This is a genomic window from Glaesserella sp., from assembly GCF_041814905.1.
Classification (GTDB): domain Bacteria; phylum Pseudomonadota; class Gammaproteobacteria; order Enterobacterales; family Pasteurellaceae; genus Glaesserella.
In genome coordinates this window covers 1-19408 of the sequence record NZ_JBGXYA010000023.1, presented here as the reverse complement: position 1 = coordinate 19408, position 19408 = coordinate 1, and the positions used below count along the sequence as shown (strand labels likewise).

Here is a 19408-nt window from a genome sequence, read left to right as displayed (position 1 = left end):
TTTCTCGGGGGATTTATGTCCGAAAAAACTAAAAGCGTAGATTACGACGATCTACAAGATATGGTCGCTTCCAGCGATACCGGTGGGCGAAACCCATCGGGTTTTACTAAAAAACTTATTGTGGTAACGGCAATTATGTGGTCGTTATTTCAACTTTATTACACCTCGCCATTTCCGTTTTGGTTACAGGAAACGGTTCGTGGTATGGGTTGGACGTTGAACGTAGTGATTGACGATACTAAGGCTCGTTCTATCCATCTTGCCTTTGCACTTTTCCTTGCTTATTTGGTGTTTCCTGCATTTGCCTCTTCTCCAAAGCATAAAGTACCTTATTTAGATTGGGCTTTGGCGATGTTAGGTGCATTCCTAGGGGCTTACTATATTTTCTTCTATGAAGGTTTAGTAACCCGTTTCGGTGCCCCAAATATGCAAGATATCATTGCAGGCTGTTTAGGGATATTAGTACTGCTTGAAGCTTGTCGTCGTAGCCTTGGCTTACCCTTGGTTATTATTGCAATAGTCTTTTTGTTCTATAATTACTTTGGTCAATTCCTTCCGACCAATTGGATTATTAGTCATCGTTCAGGCTCACTTTCACAAATTATCAATCAACAATGGATCACCACTGAAGGGGTCTTTGGTGTCGCACTGGGCGTTTCGACCAAATATGTGTTCCTATTCGTATTATTCGGTGCATTATTGGATAAAGCGGGTGCCGGTAACTATTTCATTAAAACGGCATTTGCCTATTTAGGTCACTTTAGTGGAGGCCCGGGTAAAGCGGCGGTCGTCTCCTCGGCATTAACCGGTTTAGTTTCCGGTTCATCCATTGCAAATGTAGTAACGACCGGGACATTTACTATCCCAATGATGAAACGTGTCGGATTGAGTCCGGAGAAAGCAGGGGCAATTGAAGTAGCCTCATCGGTGAACGGTCAAATTATGCCGCCTGTAATGGGGGCAGCCGCCTTCTTGATGATTGAATATGTCAATATGCCATATAGTCAATTAATTACCCATGCATTCTTGCCGGCATTGATTTCTTATATTGCATTGGTCTATATCGTTCACCTTGAAGCACAAAAAATGGGGTTAAAAGGTTTGGCGCGAGTGGAAGCTGCAAGCCCTTTACTCATCACGTTACTAAAAATCGTAAGTTATATTTTAGTCACCGTCGGTTTGGCAATGGTCGTTTATTATGGCTTGGGATGGATCAAAAACATTACGCCTGATTTTGCCTTTACAGTAGTCTGCATATTGCTGGCTGTTGTTTATATTCTATTAATTAAACGTGTTGCAAGTTTCCCTGAGTTGGAAATGGATGATCCGAATTCACCGGTTGTGGAGCTCCCGCGCCGTAAACCGACAGTGAATGCCGGCTTACACTTCTTACTGCCGGTTGTGGTATTAATGTGGTGTTTAATGGTTGAACAGCTGTCTCCGGGGTTATCGGCATTCTGGGGAACCATGGCGTTAGCGGTTATCTTAATTACTCAGCGTCCGTTATTGAACTTCTTCCGTAAAGGCCCTGCATCAAACAACATTGCACTTGCAAAACAAGGTGTCAAAGAGTTAATCGACGGCTTGGAATCCGGTGCACGTAATATGATTGGTATCGGGATTGCGACTGCAACGGCGGGGGTTATCGTCGGTGCCGTTTCACTTACCGGCTTTGGGGTTCAACTCTCCGGTATTATTGAAATGCTCTCTATGGGTAACATTTTATTAATGTTGATCCTTGTGGCACTTTTCAGCTTAATTCTTGGTATGGGGCTGCCGACCACGGCTAACTATATCGTTGTTTCATCATTAATGGCGATTGTAATCGTTGAAGTCGGTAAACAGAACGGCTTGATTGTGCCACTGGTTGCCGTACATTTATTTGTCTTCTATTTCGGCATTATGGCGGATGTTACTCCGCCGGTCGGTTTAGCTTCGTTTGCGGCGGCGGCAATTTCAGGCGGTAGTCCGATTAGAACCGGGGTGGAAGCCTTTTATTACAGTTTAAGAACTGCCATTTTACCGTTCTTATTCATTTTCAATACCGATTTATTATTAATTGATGTCGGTTGGGCGAAAGGTACTTTAGTATTTGTTACCGCAACGACAGGGATATTGCTCTTTACCGCAGCAACAATGGGCTACTTCCTCACCAAAAATAAATGGTGGGAAAGTTTAGTGCTGGCTTTAGTTGCATTTATGTTCTTCCGTCCGGGGTTCTTTATGGAAAGAATTTCGCCGACAGAGCGCTATATTGAGCCTGTTCAGCTAATCCAAGAAATTGCTAATGTACCGGTCGGTCAAAATTTGAAGATTAAAGTATCCGGCTTGAATCCTTACGGTAAAGAAGTTGAGTTTTATACACAACTTTCCGTGCCTGAAGGCAAAACCGCCGGTGATCGGCTTCAAGCACTCGGTTTAACGTTATTGGATACCGGTGAGAAAATTGAGATTAATGGTGAACCATCACCAAAAATCTTAATTGATAACGTGGAGATCGATTCGCCGGCGGCAAAAGTAGGCTTAAACTGGGATCAAACCATTCTTGAAGTCTCACTTCCGCAAAATTCGTTGCCGAAAGAAATTATGTTTATTCCGGCATATTTGATTGCCTTTGGTATCATGTGGAATCAACGTCGCCGTATTAAGAAATAGCGAACAAGCGGTTGGTTTTTGCAAATTTTTTGCAAATTCCGACCGCTTGTAATAGGGGAACCGTTATGTATAACAAATTGCTGATCGCCATTGATTTAAGCGATCTTAAAAGTGCCAAATTTGTGGTTGACACCGCATTGCAAATTACCGCTCATAATCCGAACGCGGTTTATCGCGTCGTCACGATTATTGAGCCGATCGATGACAGTTTTATTTCCGCATTTTTACCGAAAAATTTCGATAAATCGGTAGTAGAAGAAGCGAATAAAGCATTGCACGCTTTCACACAGGAGAACTTCCCTGAAGGCGCGAAAGTGCAACATATCGTTGCACACGGTACTATTTACGAAGAGATCAACCGCATTGCCGAAGAAAAATCGGTCGATTTAATCGTGATGCTTGCCAGTAGCAAGCCAAAAGCAAAAGGCTTGAGTTCGAATACGGTAAAAGTTGCCAGAAACAGCGATAAACCGATTTTGATACTCCGTTAACCTTGATTTTACGTTACAATAATGCCATTCAAACGAATGGCATTATTTTTTAGATAAGATGAATAAATTGAACATTATTTTTGCGGGAACCCCGGAATTCGCCGCGACCCATTTACAAGCATTATTGGATTCCGAACACAATGTTATTGCAGTCTATACGCAACCCGATAAACCTGCCGGGCGTGGTAAAAAGCTGCAAGCGAGTCCGGTAAAACAGCTTGCCGAAGCCCACCATATCCCGGTTTATCAACCTAAATCGCTACGAAAAGAAGAAGCGCAAGCCGAACTACGGGCACTAAATGCAGATGTGATGGTGGTGGTAGCTTATGGTTTGATTTTGCCGAAAACCGTGTTGGAAGCTCCGCGTTTAGGTTGTTTGAATGTGCATGGCTCACTGCTACCGCGTTGGCGCGGTGCGGCGCCGATTCAACGTGCTATTTGGGCGGGAGATCGAGAGACGGGAGTGACTATCATGCAAATGGATATTGGTTTGGACACCGGCGATATGTTACATAAAGTCACCACACCGATTGATCCGACGGAGACATCAGCCTCTCTTTATCAAAAATTGGCCGAGCTTGCACCGCCGGCATTAATGGATGTATTAAACGGCTTGGAAAGCGGTCAGTATAAGCCGGAACCGCAGCAAGACGGGCAAGCCGATTATGCTGAAAAACTCAGTAAAGAAGAAGCAAAATTAGACTGGAATCTCACCGCTTGTCAGCTTGAGCGCAATATTCGAGCCTTTAATCCATGGCCGATTAGCTACCTCACTGTAGATGTTGACGGCAGCGAGCAGAGTATTAAAGTCTACCAAGCGAATGTATTGCCTCATCAAGCTAAACCGGCAGGCACAGTACTGGCAGTGAATAAACAAGGTATTCAAATTGCGACCGCCGACGGTGTATTAAATATCACCCAACTTCAACCTGCCGGCAAGAAACCTATGAACGTGCAGGATTTCTTAAACGGGCGGGCAGACTGGTTTAAGGCGGGAACGATAATATCATGAAAAGACTTTCTCCCCGTGCGTTGTCGGCACAAATTATTTTACAGGTACTTGATCAAGGGAAATCCCTTTCAAGCTTGATTCCCGAATCGACAAATCGGGTTGAGCTGAAAGATTTGCCGTTGGTGCAGGAAATGACTTTTGGTGTTTGCCGAGTGTTACCGCGTTTGGAAGCGATAATTAAACAGTTGGTGGAAAAACCGCTGAAAGGTAAAACACGTATTGTACATTGCTTATTATTGGTCGGTTTATACCAATTACTTTATATGCGAGTACCTGCCCATGCTGCTGTGGATGAAGTAGTGAATGCGACCAAAACGTTAAAGGCGGAGAGTTTTCGTGCTTTAGTTAATGGGGTATTACGCCGTTTTTTACGCGAGCAGGATGCAATTTTAACTAAGGTCGATAAACATTGGCAAACGTTGCACCCTGAATGGTTGGTGAATAAGCTGAAAAAAGTCTATCCTCACTGGCGAGAAATTGTGGAAGCGAATAATCAGCGTCCACCGATGTGGATTCGGGTTAATCCGCAATATTCGAGCGTAGCAAACTACAAAACCTTACTTGGCGATTTGGTAAATTATACGCAAAATCCGACCGCTTGTAGCGTACCTGATAGTGCGATTCTGTTGGATAGAGCCGTTTCCGTCAGCCAATTGCCGTATTTTGAACAAGGTTGGGCAACGGTTCAAGATGCTCATGCACAGTGGTCGGCGAAACTATTGGACGCCCAAAACGGGGAACTGATTTTAGATGCTTGTGCCGCACCGGGCGGAAAAACCACTCATATTTTGGAATTGGCTCCGCAAGTAAACGTGGTTGCATTAGATATTGAGCAAGGGCGTTTGAAACGAGTGAGCGAGAATTTACAACGTTTAGGGCAAACAGCCAAAATCATCTGTGGTGATGCCGCCCAACCTGAACAATGGTTGAAAAAAGGCGTTATGTTTGATCGTATTTTATTAGACGCGCCTTGCTCAGCTACGGGAGTAATTCGCCGTCATCCGGATATAAAATGGTTGCGTCAAGAGCGTGATATTGCCGAACTTGCCGAGTTACAAGAAAAAATTTTGACGGCACTTTGGGCGACGCTTAAACCGAACGGCGTGTTGCTTTATGCAACCTGTTCGATTTTGCCTGAGGAAAACAGCGAACAGATTCAACGATTTGTCGCAAACACCCAAGACGCAATATTAGTCGGCATGGATTTTTACGGCGAAAAAACAGACATGAAACAGTTTTTCCCGCAGCCAAACGGCGGTGATGGCTTTTTTTATGCCAAATTAATCAAACAAGCGAGTTAATATGAAAATCATCATTCTCGGTGCCGGGCAAGTCGGCTCAACCTTGGCGGAAAATTTAGCAAGCGATCATAACGATATCACGATTATTGATAGCGATCAGGCTCGCTTAGCCCAATTACAAGACAAACATGATTTGCGTGTCATTAAAGGGAATGGTGCTTCGCCGAGAGTTTTGAGGGAAGCGGGAGCCAGTGATGCGGATTTATTGATTGCGGTAACGGATAATGATGAAAGTAATATGATTGCCTGCCAAGTGGCTTATACTTTATTTAATGTACCGACGAAAATCGCTCGAATCCGTAATTCCGATTATGTAAGAGAAAGAGACACGTTGTTTACCGATGATGTTCTACCGATTGATCATATTATCGCTCCGGAATTATTGGTTACACAGGATATTCTGCGTTTAGTCGACTATCCCGGTGCATTACAGGTCGCCTACTTTGCCGATAATTTAGTCAGCTTGGTGAGTGTAAAAGCCTATTATGGCGGTCCTTTAGTCGGTTATCCTATTTCGGCGTTAACCGACCATCTTCCGCATATTGATGCACGTATTCTCTCTATTTATCGTCAGGATAAAGCCTTTATTCCGCAAGGATCGACGATTATCGAAGCGGGCGACGAAGTCTTTTTTATCTGTGAAACGCCGCATATCAAAGCGATTATGGCGGAATTACAGCGACTGGACAAACCGCATCGGCGGGTAATGATTGTCGGAGGTGGTAATGTCGGCACCGGTTTGGCTCAAATTTTAGAGAACAAATGCAGTGTCAAACTTATCGAACGCAATCAAGAGCGGGCGGCAAAGTTAGCGGAAAAACTGTCCAAAACCCTCGTACTGTGCGGCGATGCTTCTGATCAGGAATTATTGTTTGAAGAGCATATCGAGAATATCGATCTTTTCCTTGCCTTAACTAGTGATGACGAAGCGAATATTATGTCTTCGTTGCTGGCCAAACGCTTGGGGGCTAAAAAGGCGATAGTGTTGGTACAAAAGATGGCATATTTGCATTTAATTCAAGGCGGAACGATTGATATTGCACTTTCTCCCCAACAGGCGACGATTTCTGCGCTATCCAACCACGTTCGTAAAGGCGATATTGTGCGGGTTGCCTCGTTCAAACAAGGTTTGATGGAAGGTATAGAGGTAATTGCTCACGGTGATTATGAATCGTCCAAAGTTGTCGGGCGCAAAGTCAGTGAATTAAAATTACCGCAAGGAGCGATAGTCGGGGCCATTATTCGTGGTATTCAGGTGATGATTGCGCATAAGTCTACTTTAATTGAAGCCGGCGATCACGTCATTATATTTGTGAATGATAAAAGGCAGTCGGCAGAGATTGAAAAACTATTCCAAATCGGCACCTTCTTCTTATAAGGTTTAAGCCCATAAAAAAACCGACCTACAAGCGGTCGGTTTTTAACAGAAATTTGCAAATTTCTAAACAAAGGCATTACGCTAATTTTTTGATTTGCGCGCTTAATTTAGATTTGTGGTTAGCTGCTTTATTCGCATGGATAAGGCCTTTAGATGCCATACGATCTACAACTTTTTGCATTTCAACGAAAGCGGCTTCCGAAGCGGCTTTATCGCCGGTTGCTACGGCTGCGTATACTTTTTTGATGAAGGTACGCATCATTGAGCGTTGGCTTGCGTTGTGTTGGCGACGTTTTTCAGATTGAATCGCGCGTTTTTGTGCTGACTTGATATTAGCCAAGGTCAAACTCCTAAAGAAATCTGTGTAAAAATAAAAAAAACATAAAACAACGTTTTATGTGCTATCGATAGTTTAAAAGATTCATTTTCAACGAGACACGGGCTTGAAAATAACATCGTTTCACACAAGAAGTGTTCTTGAGTAAAAGATAGGGGCGGATTTTAACAGTTTTTTTCTGATTTTCCTATAACAAACTGCTAAAATCCCGATCAATTTTTTAAGAAGACAAAGAGAGCAGATTGTGAGCAAGAAATTATTAAAATCCGGCATGATTGTCAGTGGTATGACATTGATTTCTCGCATACTCGGTTTAATTCGAGATGTCGTTGTCGCGAACTTACTCGGTGCGGGCGTTGCTGCCGATGTATTTTTATTCGCCAACCGTATTCCTAATTTTCTTCGCCGTTTATTTGCCGAAGGCGCATTCTCTAAAGCCTTTGTTCCGGTGTTAGCGGAATATAACGCCGATAACGACCCTGACAAAACCCGCGAATTTATCGCCAAAGTTTCCGGAACGCTCGGTGGCTTAGTGACGATCGTAACGCTAGTGGCAATGTTAGCGTCACCGGTGATTGCCGCATTATTCGGGACGGGCTGGTTTTTAGATTGGCTGAATGACGGTCCGAATGCGGAAAAATTCACACAAGCCTCGTTGTTGCTCAGAATTACCTTTCCTTATTTATGGTTTATCACGTTTGTTGCGTTATCCGGGGCAATTTTAAATTCCATCGGCAAATTCGGCGTGATGGCGTTTTCTCCTGTGTTGCTGAATGTGGCGATTATTGCGGTGGCGATTTTCGCATCGCCGTATTTTGATTCGCCCGATACGGCGCTTGCGTGGGGCGTTTTTTTAGGCGGATTGTTGCAGTTCTTATTTCAAATTCCGTTTATGAAAAAAGAAGGTATGTTGGTGAAACCCAAATGGGCGTGGCACGATGAAGGCGTGAAAAAAGTGCGTAACCTGATGATCCCCGCCTTGTTCGGGGTGTCGGTCACCCAACTGAACTTGTTGCTAAACCAAGTGATTGCCAGCTTTCTGATTACCGGGTCGATCAGCTGGCTCTATTATGCCGACCGTTTAATTGAGTTTCCGTTAGGACTGTTCGGTATTGCGATTTCGACGGTGATTTTGCCGAGCCTGTCCCGTATTGCGAAACAAAAAGATCTTGAACACGATCAGCGTAAAGTCCGTTTTGAGCAGACAATGGATTGGGGCGTGAGAATGGTGTTGTTGCTTGGTGTACCTGCTATGATTGGCATGATGGTGTTGGCTCAGCCGATGATGATAACCATGTTTATGCACGGCAAATTCCAACTGACGGATGTGATCGCCTCTTCTCAAGCGTTGTTTATCATGTGCTTCGGCTTGATTAGCTATATGTTGATCAACATTCTCGCCAATGGTTTTTACGCTCACCAAAATACCAAAACGCCGGTCAAGATTGGGATGATTGCGGCAGTCAGTAATATCTGTTTCGGCGTGTTGGCGATTCCGTTCGGCTTTTTAGGTTTGGCGATGGCTTCGGCGCTATCCGCCGCCGTCAATGCCGGTTTGCTTTATCGCGGTTTGGCGCAAAAAGGGATTTATCATGTGACGCTGAAAACGGCGATATTTACCCTGAAACTGCTGATTTCCGCTTGTATTATGGGAGCGCTAGTCTCTTATTTTTCGCCGGATTTGAACGGTTGGGCAAGCTTGCACTTTTGGGTGAAAGTGCATTGGTTGGCATGGTTGATTATATTGGCGGCGATCAGTTATTTTGCCTCATTGATTGCCCTCGGCATCCGCCCGAAAGATTTGCGCTCGGCGTAAAACGATAAAATACAAGCGGTGACTTTTTCACGGAATTTTGCAAAATTCGGCGGAAAAGTCACCGCTTGTTTATTGGGGTTAGAGGGTAACAGAGACGTTTTCTTTCACACGGCAACTACACGCCAGCACGTAACCTTGTGCGATCTCGTCTTCGGTTAAATCGCCGGTATTCACCACGTCATATTTCCCGCCCGTCACTTTGGTTTTGCATAAACCGCATAAACCGGTGCGACAGCCTGAAACCACAGGTTGCTCTTGCGCTTCTAGCGCAGCTAATAATGTCATGCCGACCGGCACTTCTGCTTTGATTTGTGACACGCCGTTGATCGTGAGCGTGGTTTTCTTATCGCTACTGATTTCGCCGGCTAATGCCGTGTTGAAGAAAGCTTCAGTAAAGAAACGCTCTTCCAAGCCGCCGAGTGACAGAACGATCTCTTTCAGCGCATTCATATAGGCTTCAGGGCCGCAAGTCATTACGGTGTAATCGGCGATATTCGGTACGGCATTTTTGACAATTTCTGTGGAAATTCGACCGCTTGCAAAGCCTTCGGTGGCATCAACGGATGCGTTGATCACGAGATTCAGTTTCGGGTATTTCGCTTTTAATGCTGCCCACTCTTGTTTGAAAATGACGTCTTCAGGCGAGTGTACCGAGTGAATGACCGTTACATTGACTTCAGGACGGTTGGCGAGCAACCAACGTGCCATTGACATAATTGGAGTTACGCCGCTACCTGCGCCGACCAATAAGTAGTTATCAGCCCAAATTTGTTGGCATGAAAACTCGCCCATTGGGTTAGAAAACCAGACTTGATCACCAACTTTAACGTTGTGGTTTAACCAGGTTGAACCGACACCCCCCTCAATTTCACGCACGGTAATGGATACGAAGCGGCTTTCGCCCGGGGTGGATGACAGCGAATAGGCACGGGTAATGTGCGGGGTGTTTTTAATGCTGACTAACGCATATTGCCCTGCTTCGTATGGATAGAAGTCCTGTGCGATAAAGTTCAATGTGGTGACGTGAGGCGCTTCTTTAACGATAGAATGAACTTGTAGTTCATTGATACATAACGGATTTTTATTGGTATTTGCCATTTTTTATTCCTCTTACAAGCGGTCGGATTCGGTAAATTTTTTGCAAAATCCAACCGCTTACTTGCGACTATTTGTTGATAATGTGTCCGAAATCTTGTTCCGGTGTGGTTAAACCGCTTAAGCCGAATTTCTCATGTAATAACGCCATCACGTTATCGTTTAAGAAAGCCGGTTTGCTCGGACCGGAGTAGACATTTTTTACGCCTAAGGCTAACAGGGTTAATAACACGATAATGGCTTTTTGTTCGAACCAAGAAAGCACGATAGAAAGTGGCAATTCATTTAAACCGATACCGAGTTTTTGTGAGAGCGTAACGGCTAACATAATTGCAGAGTAGGTGTCGTTACATTGCCCTGCATCTAACAGGCGAGGTAATCCGCCGTCAATGGTGCCGAAATCCAATTTATTGAAACGGTATTTGCCACAGCCGAGGGTGAGAACTGCGGTATCTTTTGGCAAAGCGTAAGCCAATTCAGTGTAGTAGTGGCGCTCTTCCTTATCACCGTCACAGCCGCCGATCACAAAAACGTGGTTGAGTTTACCGGCTTTGACTAAATCAATGACCGCATCAGAAGCATCGACTAAGGTTTTGCGACCGAAACCAACGGTGATGTAGTGTTCTAACTCGCTATATGGGAAGCCTTCGCATGCCAATGCTTTTTCAATAACCGGTGCAAAGTTGTGTTTTTCTAAATGCACCACACCCGGCCAACCAACAATGTTACAAGTGAAGATACGATCGGCGTAATCGCCCACATTCGGGTCGATTAAACAGTTTGAGGTCATCACAATTGCCCCCGGGAAGCGTGCGAACTCTTTTTGCTGATTTTGCCAGCCTGAACCGTAATTGCCGACAAGATGTTTGTATTTTTTAAGTTCCGGGTAGCCGTGCGCCGGCAACATTTCACCGTGGGTATAAACATTAATGCCTTTACCTTCGGTTTGTTCGAGTAGTTCTTTTAAGTCTTTTAGATCGTGACCGGAAATGAGGATACATTTCCCTTTCACGGGGCGAATATTGACGTTGGCTGGTACAGGGTTGCCAAACGTTTCCGTTTCGCCTGCGTCTAACATTGCCATCACTTTGAAGTTCATCGCACCAATCGCAAGGGATTTTTCGAGCAATTCGTTTAAATCGCTTGGTTTTGTACCTAACCATGACATAAAGCCGTGATATTCCACATATAAATCATTGTCGAATTTGCCTAATACATAAGCGTGTTCAAGGTAAGCTGCCGCGCCTTTTAAACCATATAAAGCTAATAAACGCACGCCGTGCACCTCTTCACCGATTTCTTTACGGTCGGTATCGAGTGCAAATGCTTTGGCTTGTTCGGCTAATTGGTCGATAGAAATGCCTTTCAACTCAATATAAGCTAGCGGATGGTTAAGAGTTGGATTCGGCTCGACTTCGCTGATCGCTTTGATCAATTCGTTACGATAGCTAATCGCTTGTTGGGCATAGCCGACAATACGGTTTGAATCGAAGTTGACATTGGTTAATGTCGCAAAAAAGGCGCGTGGTGCAAAGTTATCGGCATCGTGGTTGATGATACCGTGCTCACGTGCTTTTAACGCCCAAGCGGATAAGCTGTGCAAAGTGGCAATTAATAAGTCTTGCAGGTCTGAGGTTTCGGCTGTTTTCCCACACATCCCTTGACCAAAACTACAACCGTTACCCACAGGGGTTACCATGGTTTGTTCGCATTGAACGCAGTACATAAAATCACTCCAAAAAAATAAATAAGAAAAAGAATACCCCACTAAAACAGTAGGTTTTAAAGCGTTCAAATAGTAGAGTGATTTAGTAGGAATTAAAAGTGTTCGTCGACTAAACTTCCACTTCTTTTGATCTAGGCTAAATTAATGCGATAAATCGGATATATGTTGTGAAATCATCGGCATCGTAATTCATGCTGCGAATTTTGCTGTAAATGCAGTATGATGTTGTCATTATTACCGAGACTAAAAAACAGCTTCTTATCTATCTTATGTCTTTAGAAAAACTATTACTTACTCGTCGTTTTATTTCGACCCTTGCTTATTTTTCCATGCAAACGGTCTTCTTTATCTACCTGCAACAAAAAGGCTTATCTAACGCTCAGATCGCATTTTCGTTGTCGGTACTGTTTTTTTGTAGCCAAGCCCTTGCAATTTTTGCAGGGGTATTAGGCGACCGCTATGGTTTAGCGAAAATGATGTTAGTCGGCTGTATGCTCGATGTGATCGCCTATGTTTTCTTCTTGTCTGCGGAAAGCTACACGGTGCTATTAATGGCGACAATGTGCTTTGGTATGGGAAGTTGTCTGTTTGCAACTAATGCAAGGGCATGCTTACTTGCATTGGCAGGCGATGAATATGCGGCGAAAACCCGTTTACAAGGCAAATTCTTACGGGTCACCAGTATGTCGTCGATGGCAGCTCCGTTGCTCGCGATACCCTTTATCAAATATGAACAGATCAATGCGTTAATTTGGTGCTGTTTTCTCTTGGAAGCGGTGTTATTTGTGTTTATGGCAAAGCCGTTCTACCAAATGGAAAATGTGAACAATTTAGTGAAATTCCGTTGGGGGCAAATTCGTGAAATCATCACGAAAGAGTTTATTTTTGTTCACTTAATGCTGTTTGTGCCGTTAAGTGTCGCAATGTCGTTTTTTGTGATTTTTCCTTATCTGTTTGACAATAAACTCAATGCCCCGGAGCAGATCCCGATTGCATTATTTATCAATGGGTTAATGACCGTTGCCCTACAATCGTATTTCTCCAAACATATCAATTTAACCCGTAAGCAACTGATTTTCGTCAGCCCGATTTTATCCGTCGGTATGGTTGTGCCTTGGTTTATCACCTTGCATGATGCTTCGTTGGTTTCTGCTTATCTCTATCTGGTGATTTTTACCTTGCTTGAAGTGTATGCATTAACCGCAATGGCAAATTTACTGGTGAAATTTGATAACGGTAAAAATCGTGGATTTATCTTCGGATCGTCCCGCTTGATCCAGTCGATTTTGACGATGATGGTGATGAATTTAATTCCTTATTTCTTCTTGGTTTAATATGAGTCAAATTATTTTTATTTCGCTTGGTGCGATTCTCGGGGCAATTGCCCGTTGGCAGTTGGGCTTGTGGTTAAATCCACTGCTTCATTCGGTTGCGTTAGGTACACTAATCGCAAATGTCACAGGCTGTTTTTTAATTGGTTTGACTTTCGGATTAAATTTACACGAAAGCCATAAATTACTGATTATTACCGGTTTTCTCGGTAGTTTTACCACTTTTTCCGCATTTTCGGCGGAAATTAGTGAAAAACTGTTACAAGAAAAATGGTTGAATGCATTGGCGGTATTCGGTTTGCATACTGTGAGCGGTTTGGTCGCAACAGTATTGGGGATCGGGTTGATTAAAATAATAACAAGCGGTAGGATTTGACCGATATTTTTACAAATATAAGCAATATTCGTTTTTTTAAAAGGATAACACGATATGTCGGCGAACTTTTTTATTTCATCTTGGCAAAAATATTTGATGTTCCTGTTTTCTTTATTGGGAGCAGGATTATTTTCGAGTGGAGTAATCACGTGGATTGCAGCTAACTGGGATAAAACGACAAAATTCCAAAAGCTAACAGGCTCGCAGATTTTACTGACTTTACTGGTAATTATCGGTATTTGGTTATATCGGCGTGAGGCAAAAAATCAACCAGCGGAAAAATTTAAATATAAAGCGGCATTACTATGGTTTTGTGCGGCGGTGATAACAGGAGGATTATTTGCTTTGATCGGGCAAATTTATCAAACCGGTGCTGATCCGTGGCAATTATTCGCACTTTGGTCGTTATTACAGATCCCATTATTGCTTGCGTTGCCAAATATTGCAGGCGGTTTATTGTTGATTGTCACCTTAAATCTGAGCGTATCGTTGAACGAGTGGCTTTTAGACACTTACTCTTATTATCCAATTGTTGGCTTAAATCTTATTTTATTGGGATTAAGTGAATATTTTGTCGGTTGTTTCAAAGATCATTGGCGCGTGATGCCGAAGGTGCTAAGTTTATTTCTTACCACATTTTTGATTGTCAATGCGTTTTTGTACAATGGCATTCCTCTCCTATTGCTGTTCTGTATTTTTGGCGGTCTACTTTTTGTCTATCTGCAATATCGTCGTGACTTAGTGAATTTTGTCGTCTATTACATTGGGCTGATTACGGTTATCAATACCAGTATTTTGATGAATGAACATTATTTAGGAGGATTAGTAGAACTAGCAATAGGAGTTGGTATCATCCTTACTGTTATCGCAACGATTATCTTGGGAATACTGGTGAAGCGGCTGTTTCAGGGCGCGTATCCTAAATTAGAATCTCACGTTGTTATGCAGCTGTTTTATCTGTTCGCTGCACTATTAATTGCGTTGCTGTTAACCGGATTTTTGATCCTCACCACCCAAAGTGAAAGTGCCGTATTAGTTGTTGCAATTATGATGGGATTTGCCGGATTCGCGAGTTATCATACAGCAAAATACTTTTCACCCATTATGCTGGCAATTTCGATGGTATTACTTTCAATTTATTTGGTGTATTGGTCGGAAAGTTATAACCATTCGATGATTTTAATCGGCATTCCGTTTTATTTGGCGGTTTATTATTTTATTGACAGAAAATGGGTTCGAATCGTTGCTGTCGGGTTAATTCTGTTTAGCTTGTTTCATTTATTTAATGAATACTATACTTTCTCTTATGAAGGGGAATCCTCCGTTTTATCTAAAGATTTCAATACGTTTCTCTATTTGTTTTTCAATGATTATTCTTTTTATTGGTTAGCATTAGGTATGTTGGGAGGATTCTATTTTGCGGGTAAATTAAAACACGATACCTCAGCGATTGGTTGGGCATTTTTAGTTTTTCATTTGATAAACTATTATAGTTTGCGTATCGATGTTATTACTCAGCAAGAAGCAGAGGCTCTGCCTGAGATTCATTCATTCGCCGATTTTGTTAATGCCATTAGTCATAATTTCTTGGAAGGTTTATATCCTTTTGATTTCTCATCCGTTTTAGTCGTATTGTTAACATTTTCCGTCTGTTTTGCACCATTAATTATCTTTGTACTTGCGAATAAACAGCAACAAACGAAAAATAGTGTAGTGCTGATCGCAGGCTTTGTCTTATTCGGTTTGGCGTTTATCGGCTCATTGAATTTATCGCTGTTTTTGGCATTACTGCTAGTGGCGTACCTCAATAATATGCGTACTCTGTTTGTATTCAGTATGCTATTAGTGATCGGGTTTTTAGGCACTTACTATTACTCTTTAGCGATTCCTCTGCTGTATAAATCCTTCCTATTATTGAGCTGCGGATTATTATTCGGCATGTTGGCGATTTATCTCTATCGTCAACACCGAGATTCGCAATCGAATGTGAATATTGCGCCAAAAGGCGACTATCGCAAGCGTGCGCCGCTTTTTGTGTTAAGTAGCTTAGTTTGTAGTTTGGGTTTAGCAAATTATTCTATTGTGGAAAATGAACAAATATTAACGAAGGGTGAACCGATTATTTTAGAATTGGCGCCGTTTGATCCCCGTTCTATTATGCAAGGGGATTATATGTGGTTAAATTATCAACTATTGTCACAAGTATCGGAGTCGCTTTTAACCAGGGACGATCTCCCGAATCAAATCTACGCCTTGCTGAAAGTGGATGCATCGGGCGTTGCTACTTTATGTCGTATAGCATCGGATAGACCTCAGCAATTTGAGGGGTGTGCAATGAATTTGTATGTGCCAATAAAGCATAGCAAATGGGGGTTTTCTATGGCAGGACAGGAGTATTTCTTCGCCGAAGGTAAGGCTGCCCATTACAATCAGGCAAAATACGGCGAGTTCCGCTTTAAAGACGGCAGAGTGTTATTACTGAGATTGTTAGACGAACAGTTAAAACCGCTCTAAATAAAAATACAAGCGGTCCGTTTCAGCCAAAAATTTGCAAATTTTTAGTGAAAACGGACCGCTTGTTTATTAACCGACCAGCACCGATGTCATGCTGATTGAACCGGCGACCAATTTATCGTTGAATAAGGTGATTTTATCTTCGTCCTCGCGCTGTGCCATGACATAAAGCAGCGGTAAATAGTGATCCGGCGTCGGGACCGAAAGATGGGCGCTTTCGCCGAACTTCTCAAAATTCACCAACGCATCGCTGTCGTTTACGGCAATCGCATGGTTGATCGCATCACGGAATTCATAAGCCCAATCGTAGCCCGCACCAATCTCATCGATATGCTGCCAGCTGATCGCACGCAGGTTATGTACAATATCGCCGCTGCCTAAAATCAATACACCTTGTTCACGAAGCGGACGTAACTTTTTCGCCAAATCATAATGCCATTGAGCGGGTTTGGTACGGTCTAAACTCAACTGCACCACCGGGATATCGGCATTCGGATAGAGATATTTCAACACCGCCCAAGCACCGTGATCAAAACCGCGAGTCGGGTTAAGCACTGCATTTTCAGGTGTTAACAGTGCTTTTAACTGCTGAGCAAATTCCGGATCGCCTTTTGCGGGATAAACTATCTCGCTCAGTTCATCCGGGAAACCGTGAAAATCGTAAATCATTGGCGGATTCTCACCGCTTGCAATCTGTAGCTGCGAACTATACCAGTGAGCCGAAATACAGAGAATCAGCTTGGGTTTTTCAAAAGTTGCTGTGATTTGTTCGAAACCTTGGTTGAAAACATTGTCAGGATCGATAGCATTCATCGGGCTACCATGCCCGACGAATAAAGCCGGTAATTTTTTCATTTAATATCCTTTGTTGGAAAATTTAACGTAAGAACATTGTAGGCTTTTTAGGCAGAGAAAGGTATTTAGTGGATTTAAAAATATTCTTAAGGGAAAATAAAGAAAAAGGCACGAGCAATATGCCCGTGCCGATTATTTGGCACTATTTTTGATAGATGATCTCGATTCCTTCATCATCTTCTTCCGTCCAACCGTCATCATCTAAGTCGTCCCAATCGTCTTCGGTAATCGGGTTTAACATCGCTTGTTGATGATAGTCGTCCCATTTGAATGCGACTTCTTCTTTCGCTTTTTCCTCTTCTTCAACACGCGGATTTGCTTCGATAAAGTCCATAATATCACGGGTTAAAGCGGATACATTTTGCCCTGTGGCGGCAGAAATCAAGTAGTAATCACCTTCCCAACCGATCTCTTCTACAATCGCTTCGGCTCTTTCTCTCGCTTCTTCTTCGCCAATGGTGTCAATTTTGTTAAACACCAGCCATTGCGGTTTATCCGCCAATTTTTCGCTGTATTGATAAAGTTCCGACTCAATAATCGAGATATTTTGTGCAGGATCACTTTCGTCAATCGGCATAATATCGACAAGGTGAATGAGTACTCGGCAACGCTCTAGGTGTTTTAGGAAGCGGATCCCCAAGCCTGCACCTTCAGCCGCACCTTCAATCAACCCTGGAATATCTGCCACCACAAAGCTACGATCCGCCCCAACTCGTGCTACACCTAAACTTGGCACAAGGGTTGTGAACGGGTAGTCTGCGACTTTCGGTTTTGCAGCGGATACCGCTCGGATAAAGGTGGATTTCCCTGCGTTCGGCAAACCTAGCATTCCCACATCGGCAAGTAACATCAGTTCTAACTGTAAATCTCGTTTTTCCCCCGGTGTGCCGTTGGTTTTTTGACGTGGTGCACGATTGACTGATGATTTAAAGCGAGTATTCCCCAAACCGTGATAGCCACCTTTCGCCACCAGCATTTTCATGCCGTGTTTGGTTAAATCGCCAATCACTTCTTGGGTATCGTTGTCAATCGCACGAGTACCAACGGGTACACGCAAGGTAATGTCGCTACCACGATGCCCTGTACAACCAGCGCTACGACCATTTTCACCACGACCTGCAGCAAAACGTTTTTCAAAACGGTAGTCAATGAGCGTATTTAGGTTCTCGTCAGCGATTAAATAGACATCGCCACCATCGCCACCATCGCCACCATCAGGGCCGCCTTTTGGAATAAATTTCTCACGGCGGAAACTGACACAACCGTTACCACCATCGCCTGCTTCAACTCGGATCAGGGCTTCGTCAATAAATTTCATATCTTCTCCTATTTCCCTATACAGCCTAAGGGAAATGTTTATTTTCTTTTAACTAATTTATGCCCGACCGCCGATAAAATCGTGCCGGACACCACAATAAATGCACCGATATAACTCAATAAATTCATATCAGGGCTGGCAAAGGTATCGGGAAATGCCCAATGTCCAATGCTTGAAAAAACCATCGTAAAAATCGGGACTAAAATCGTAACTACGCTCACTTTTGATGCGTCCCAGTGATTTAATGCTTCGGCATACGCACCATAACCAATCAAGGTATTTAAACAACAGAAAATGAAACAACCCAATAAAAACGGATCAAATCCATCTATGTTTATCCGGCTGGTAAATGGGGTAAGCAGCAATGCACAACCCGTATAAATAATCAGCAAAATCTGCTGTGAACTAAATTTTGCTAACATCATCTTTTGGGCGATCGCATAAACCACCCAAACAACTGCAGCACCTGCTCCGACAAGAAGCCCAAAAGCATAAGTTCCAAACTGAAAAATTTCCCCGAAACGCTCATTAAAAAAGGCAATTAAACCAATAATGAGCAACAGCAAGCCGATTTGCTGATGTCGCCCAAACTGTTCTTTAAAAATCACCACGCCACATAAGATCATCGTGAACGGGGCTAGCTGCCACAATACTTGACTGGTTGTTGGTGAAATAAAGTTTAAACCATAGCTAAATAAGAAAAAATTCAGCGACAAACCTACCACGCCTAATCCGATTAACCAAAGAAAACGTGGAGTGAAAGCGGTCGGTTTCGGCAATTTTTTTGTAAAACCTAAAATCAAGAACAAACCGATTGCCGCTACCACAAAGCGAATCCATACAAGTGTTTGAGCATTCATCATGCTTAAGACTTTTTGTGCCGCAATCGGTAAAGCTCCCCACGTCATTGCCGTAAGTAAAGCTAACGAAAATCCGAGTAATGGACGCTGTGGTTTCATATTAAATCCGTTTATGTCGATAAAAAAGTTTATGCCCGGCGGCGGAAAGCATCGCACCGAATACAACAACGATAGCGCCGAAATATGTCAGGTGATTAAAATCCGGCTCAGTAAAATGTTCCGGATGCAAATAAAATGCCAGGTGCGAAAACAAAATGGTGCAGATTGGAATCAGTGGCATCATAACACTCACTTTCGTCACTTCCCAACGATTTAGCGCTTCGGCATAACTGCCATAAGCAAT

15 protein-coding genes and 1 pseudogene are annotated in these 19408 nt (G+C 43.2%); 9 read left to right on the top strand and 7 right to left on the bottom strand.

Annotation, left to right across the window (positions count from 1 at the left end; genetic code table 11):
* The first annotated feature begins 15 nt into the window (after positions 1-15).
* The 5 genes from ACEYJ7_RS03775 (at position 16) to trkA (ending at position 6837) form a co-directional block, all read left to right on the top strand.
* The gene (locus ACEYJ7_RS03775) at positions 16-2655 is read left to right on the top strand and encodes a TRAP transporter permease (protein WP_373777706.1); all 2640 of its coding nucleotides are present in this window, start codon (positions 16-18) and stop codon (positions 2653-2655) included.
* A gap of 65 nt (positions 2656-2720) precedes the next feature.
* Positions 2721-3146 (top strand): universal stress protein, encoded by a 426-nt coding sequence (locus ACEYJ7_RS03770; RefSeq protein WP_373777705.1) that lies wholly within the window; start codon positions 2721-2723, stop codon positions 3144-3146.
* A gap of 58 nt (positions 3147-3204) precedes the next feature.
* Positions 3205-4158 carry a methionyl-tRNA formyltransferase gene (gene fmt / locus ACEYJ7_RS03765; protein WP_373777704.1) on the top strand — a complete coding sequence of 318 codons (954 nt, stop codon included), beginning with the start codon at positions 3205-3207 and terminating at the stop codon, positions 4156-4158.
* Positions 4155-5459 carry a 16S rRNA (cytosine(967)-C(5))-methyltransferase RsmB gene (gene rsmB, locus ACEYJ7_RS03760; protein ID WP_373777703.1) on the top strand — a complete coding sequence of 435 codons (1305 nt, stop codon included), beginning with the start codon at positions 4155-4157 and terminating at the stop codon, positions 5457-5459. The genes fmt and rsmB overlap by 4 nt, the downstream gene beginning before the upstream one ends.
* A 1-nt stretch (position 5460) precedes the next feature.
* Positions 5461-6837 (top strand): Trk system potassium transporter TrkA, encoded by a 1377-nt coding sequence (gene trkA, locus ACEYJ7_RS03755; protein WP_373777702.1) that lies wholly within the window; start codon positions 5461-5463, stop codon positions 6835-6837.
* A 76-nt stretch (positions 6838-6913) separates the two neighbouring features.
* On the opposite strand, the gene rpsT is transcribed toward trkA, so the two are convergent.
* Complete coding sequence (gene rpsT, locus ACEYJ7_RS03750; RefSeq protein WP_373767122.1) at positions 6914-7177, bottom strand: 30S ribosomal protein S20; 264 nt, start codon at positions 7175-7177, stop codon at positions 6914-6916.
* 268 nt (positions 7178-7445) lie between these two features.
* On the opposite strand from rpsT, the gene murJ reads away from it, so the two are divergent.
* The gene (gene murJ, locus ACEYJ7_RS03745) at positions 7446-8990 is read left to right on the top strand and encodes a murein biosynthesis integral membrane protein MurJ (RefSeq protein WP_373777744.1); all 1545 of its coding nucleotides are present in this window, start codon (positions 7446-7448) and stop codon (positions 8988-8990) included.
* 78 nt (positions 8991-9068) lie between these two features.
* On the opposite strand, the gene hcr is transcribed toward murJ, so the two are convergent.
* Positions 9069-10088 (bottom strand): NADH oxidoreductase, encoded by a 1020-nt coding sequence (gene hcr, locus ACEYJ7_RS03740; protein WP_373767124.1) that lies wholly within the window; start codon positions 10086-10088, stop codon positions 9069-9071.
* A 67-nt stretch (positions 10089-10155) separates the two neighbouring features.
* The gene (gene hcp / locus ACEYJ7_RS03735) at positions 10156-11811 is read right to left on the bottom strand and encodes a hydroxylamine reductase (RefSeq protein WP_373777701.1); all 1656 of its coding nucleotides are present in this window, start codon (positions 11809-11811) and stop codon (positions 10156-10158) included.
* 269 nt (positions 11812-12080) lie between these two features.
* On the opposite strand from hcp, the gene ACEYJ7_RS03730 reads away from it, so the two are divergent.
* The 3 genes from ACEYJ7_RS03730 to ACEYJ7_RS03720 are packed head-to-tail and all read left to right on the top strand — an operon-like array spanning position 12081 to position 16032.
* The gene (locus tag ACEYJ7_RS03730; protein ID WP_373777742.1) at positions 12081-13145 is read left to right on the top strand and encodes an MFS transporter; all 1065 of its coding nucleotides are present in this window, start codon (positions 12081-12083) and stop codon (positions 13143-13145) included.
* Position 13146: 1 nt separating this feature from the next.
* Positions 13147-13518 (top strand): CrcB family protein, encoded by a 372-nt coding sequence (locus ACEYJ7_RS03725; RefSeq protein WP_373777700.1) that lies wholly within the window; start codon positions 13147-13149, stop codon positions 13516-13518.
* Positions 13519-13572: 54 nt separating this feature from the next.
* Positions 13573-16032, top strand: a complete 2460-nt coding sequence (locus ACEYJ7_RS03720) for a GDYXXLXY domain-containing protein (RefSeq protein ID WP_373777699.1) — start codon at positions 13573-13575, stop codon at positions 16030-16032.
* Positions 16033-16101: 69 nt separating this feature from the next.
* Here ACEYJ7_RS03720 and ygiD read toward each other — a convergent pair whose 3' ends face one another.
* The 4 genes and pseudogenes from ygiD to ACEYJ7_RS03700 all read right to left on the bottom strand — a co-directional run.
* Complete coding sequence (ygiD, locus tag ACEYJ7_RS03715) at positions 16102-16887, bottom strand: 4,5-DOPA dioxygenase extradiol (protein WP_373777698.1); 786 nt, start codon at positions 16885-16887, stop codon at positions 16102-16104.
* A 142-nt stretch (positions 16888-17029) separates the two neighbouring features.
* On the bottom strand, positions 17030-18205 hold the full coding sequence (cgtA, locus tag ACEYJ7_RS03710) for an Obg family GTPase CgtA (protein ID WP_373777697.1): 1176 nt from the start codon (positions 18203-18205) through the stop codon (positions 17030-17032).
* A gap of 38 nt (positions 18206-18243) precedes the next feature.
* Positions 18244-19164: a DMT family transporter gene (locus ACEYJ7_RS03705; RefSeq protein ID WP_373777696.1), complete on the bottom strand. Its 921-nt coding sequence runs from the start codon at positions 19162-19164 to the stop codon at positions 18244-18246.
* Position 19165: 1 nt separating this feature from the next.
* Positions 19166-19408, bottom strand: a pseudogene (locus ACEYJ7_RS03700) (EamA family transporter); the annotation flags it as partial.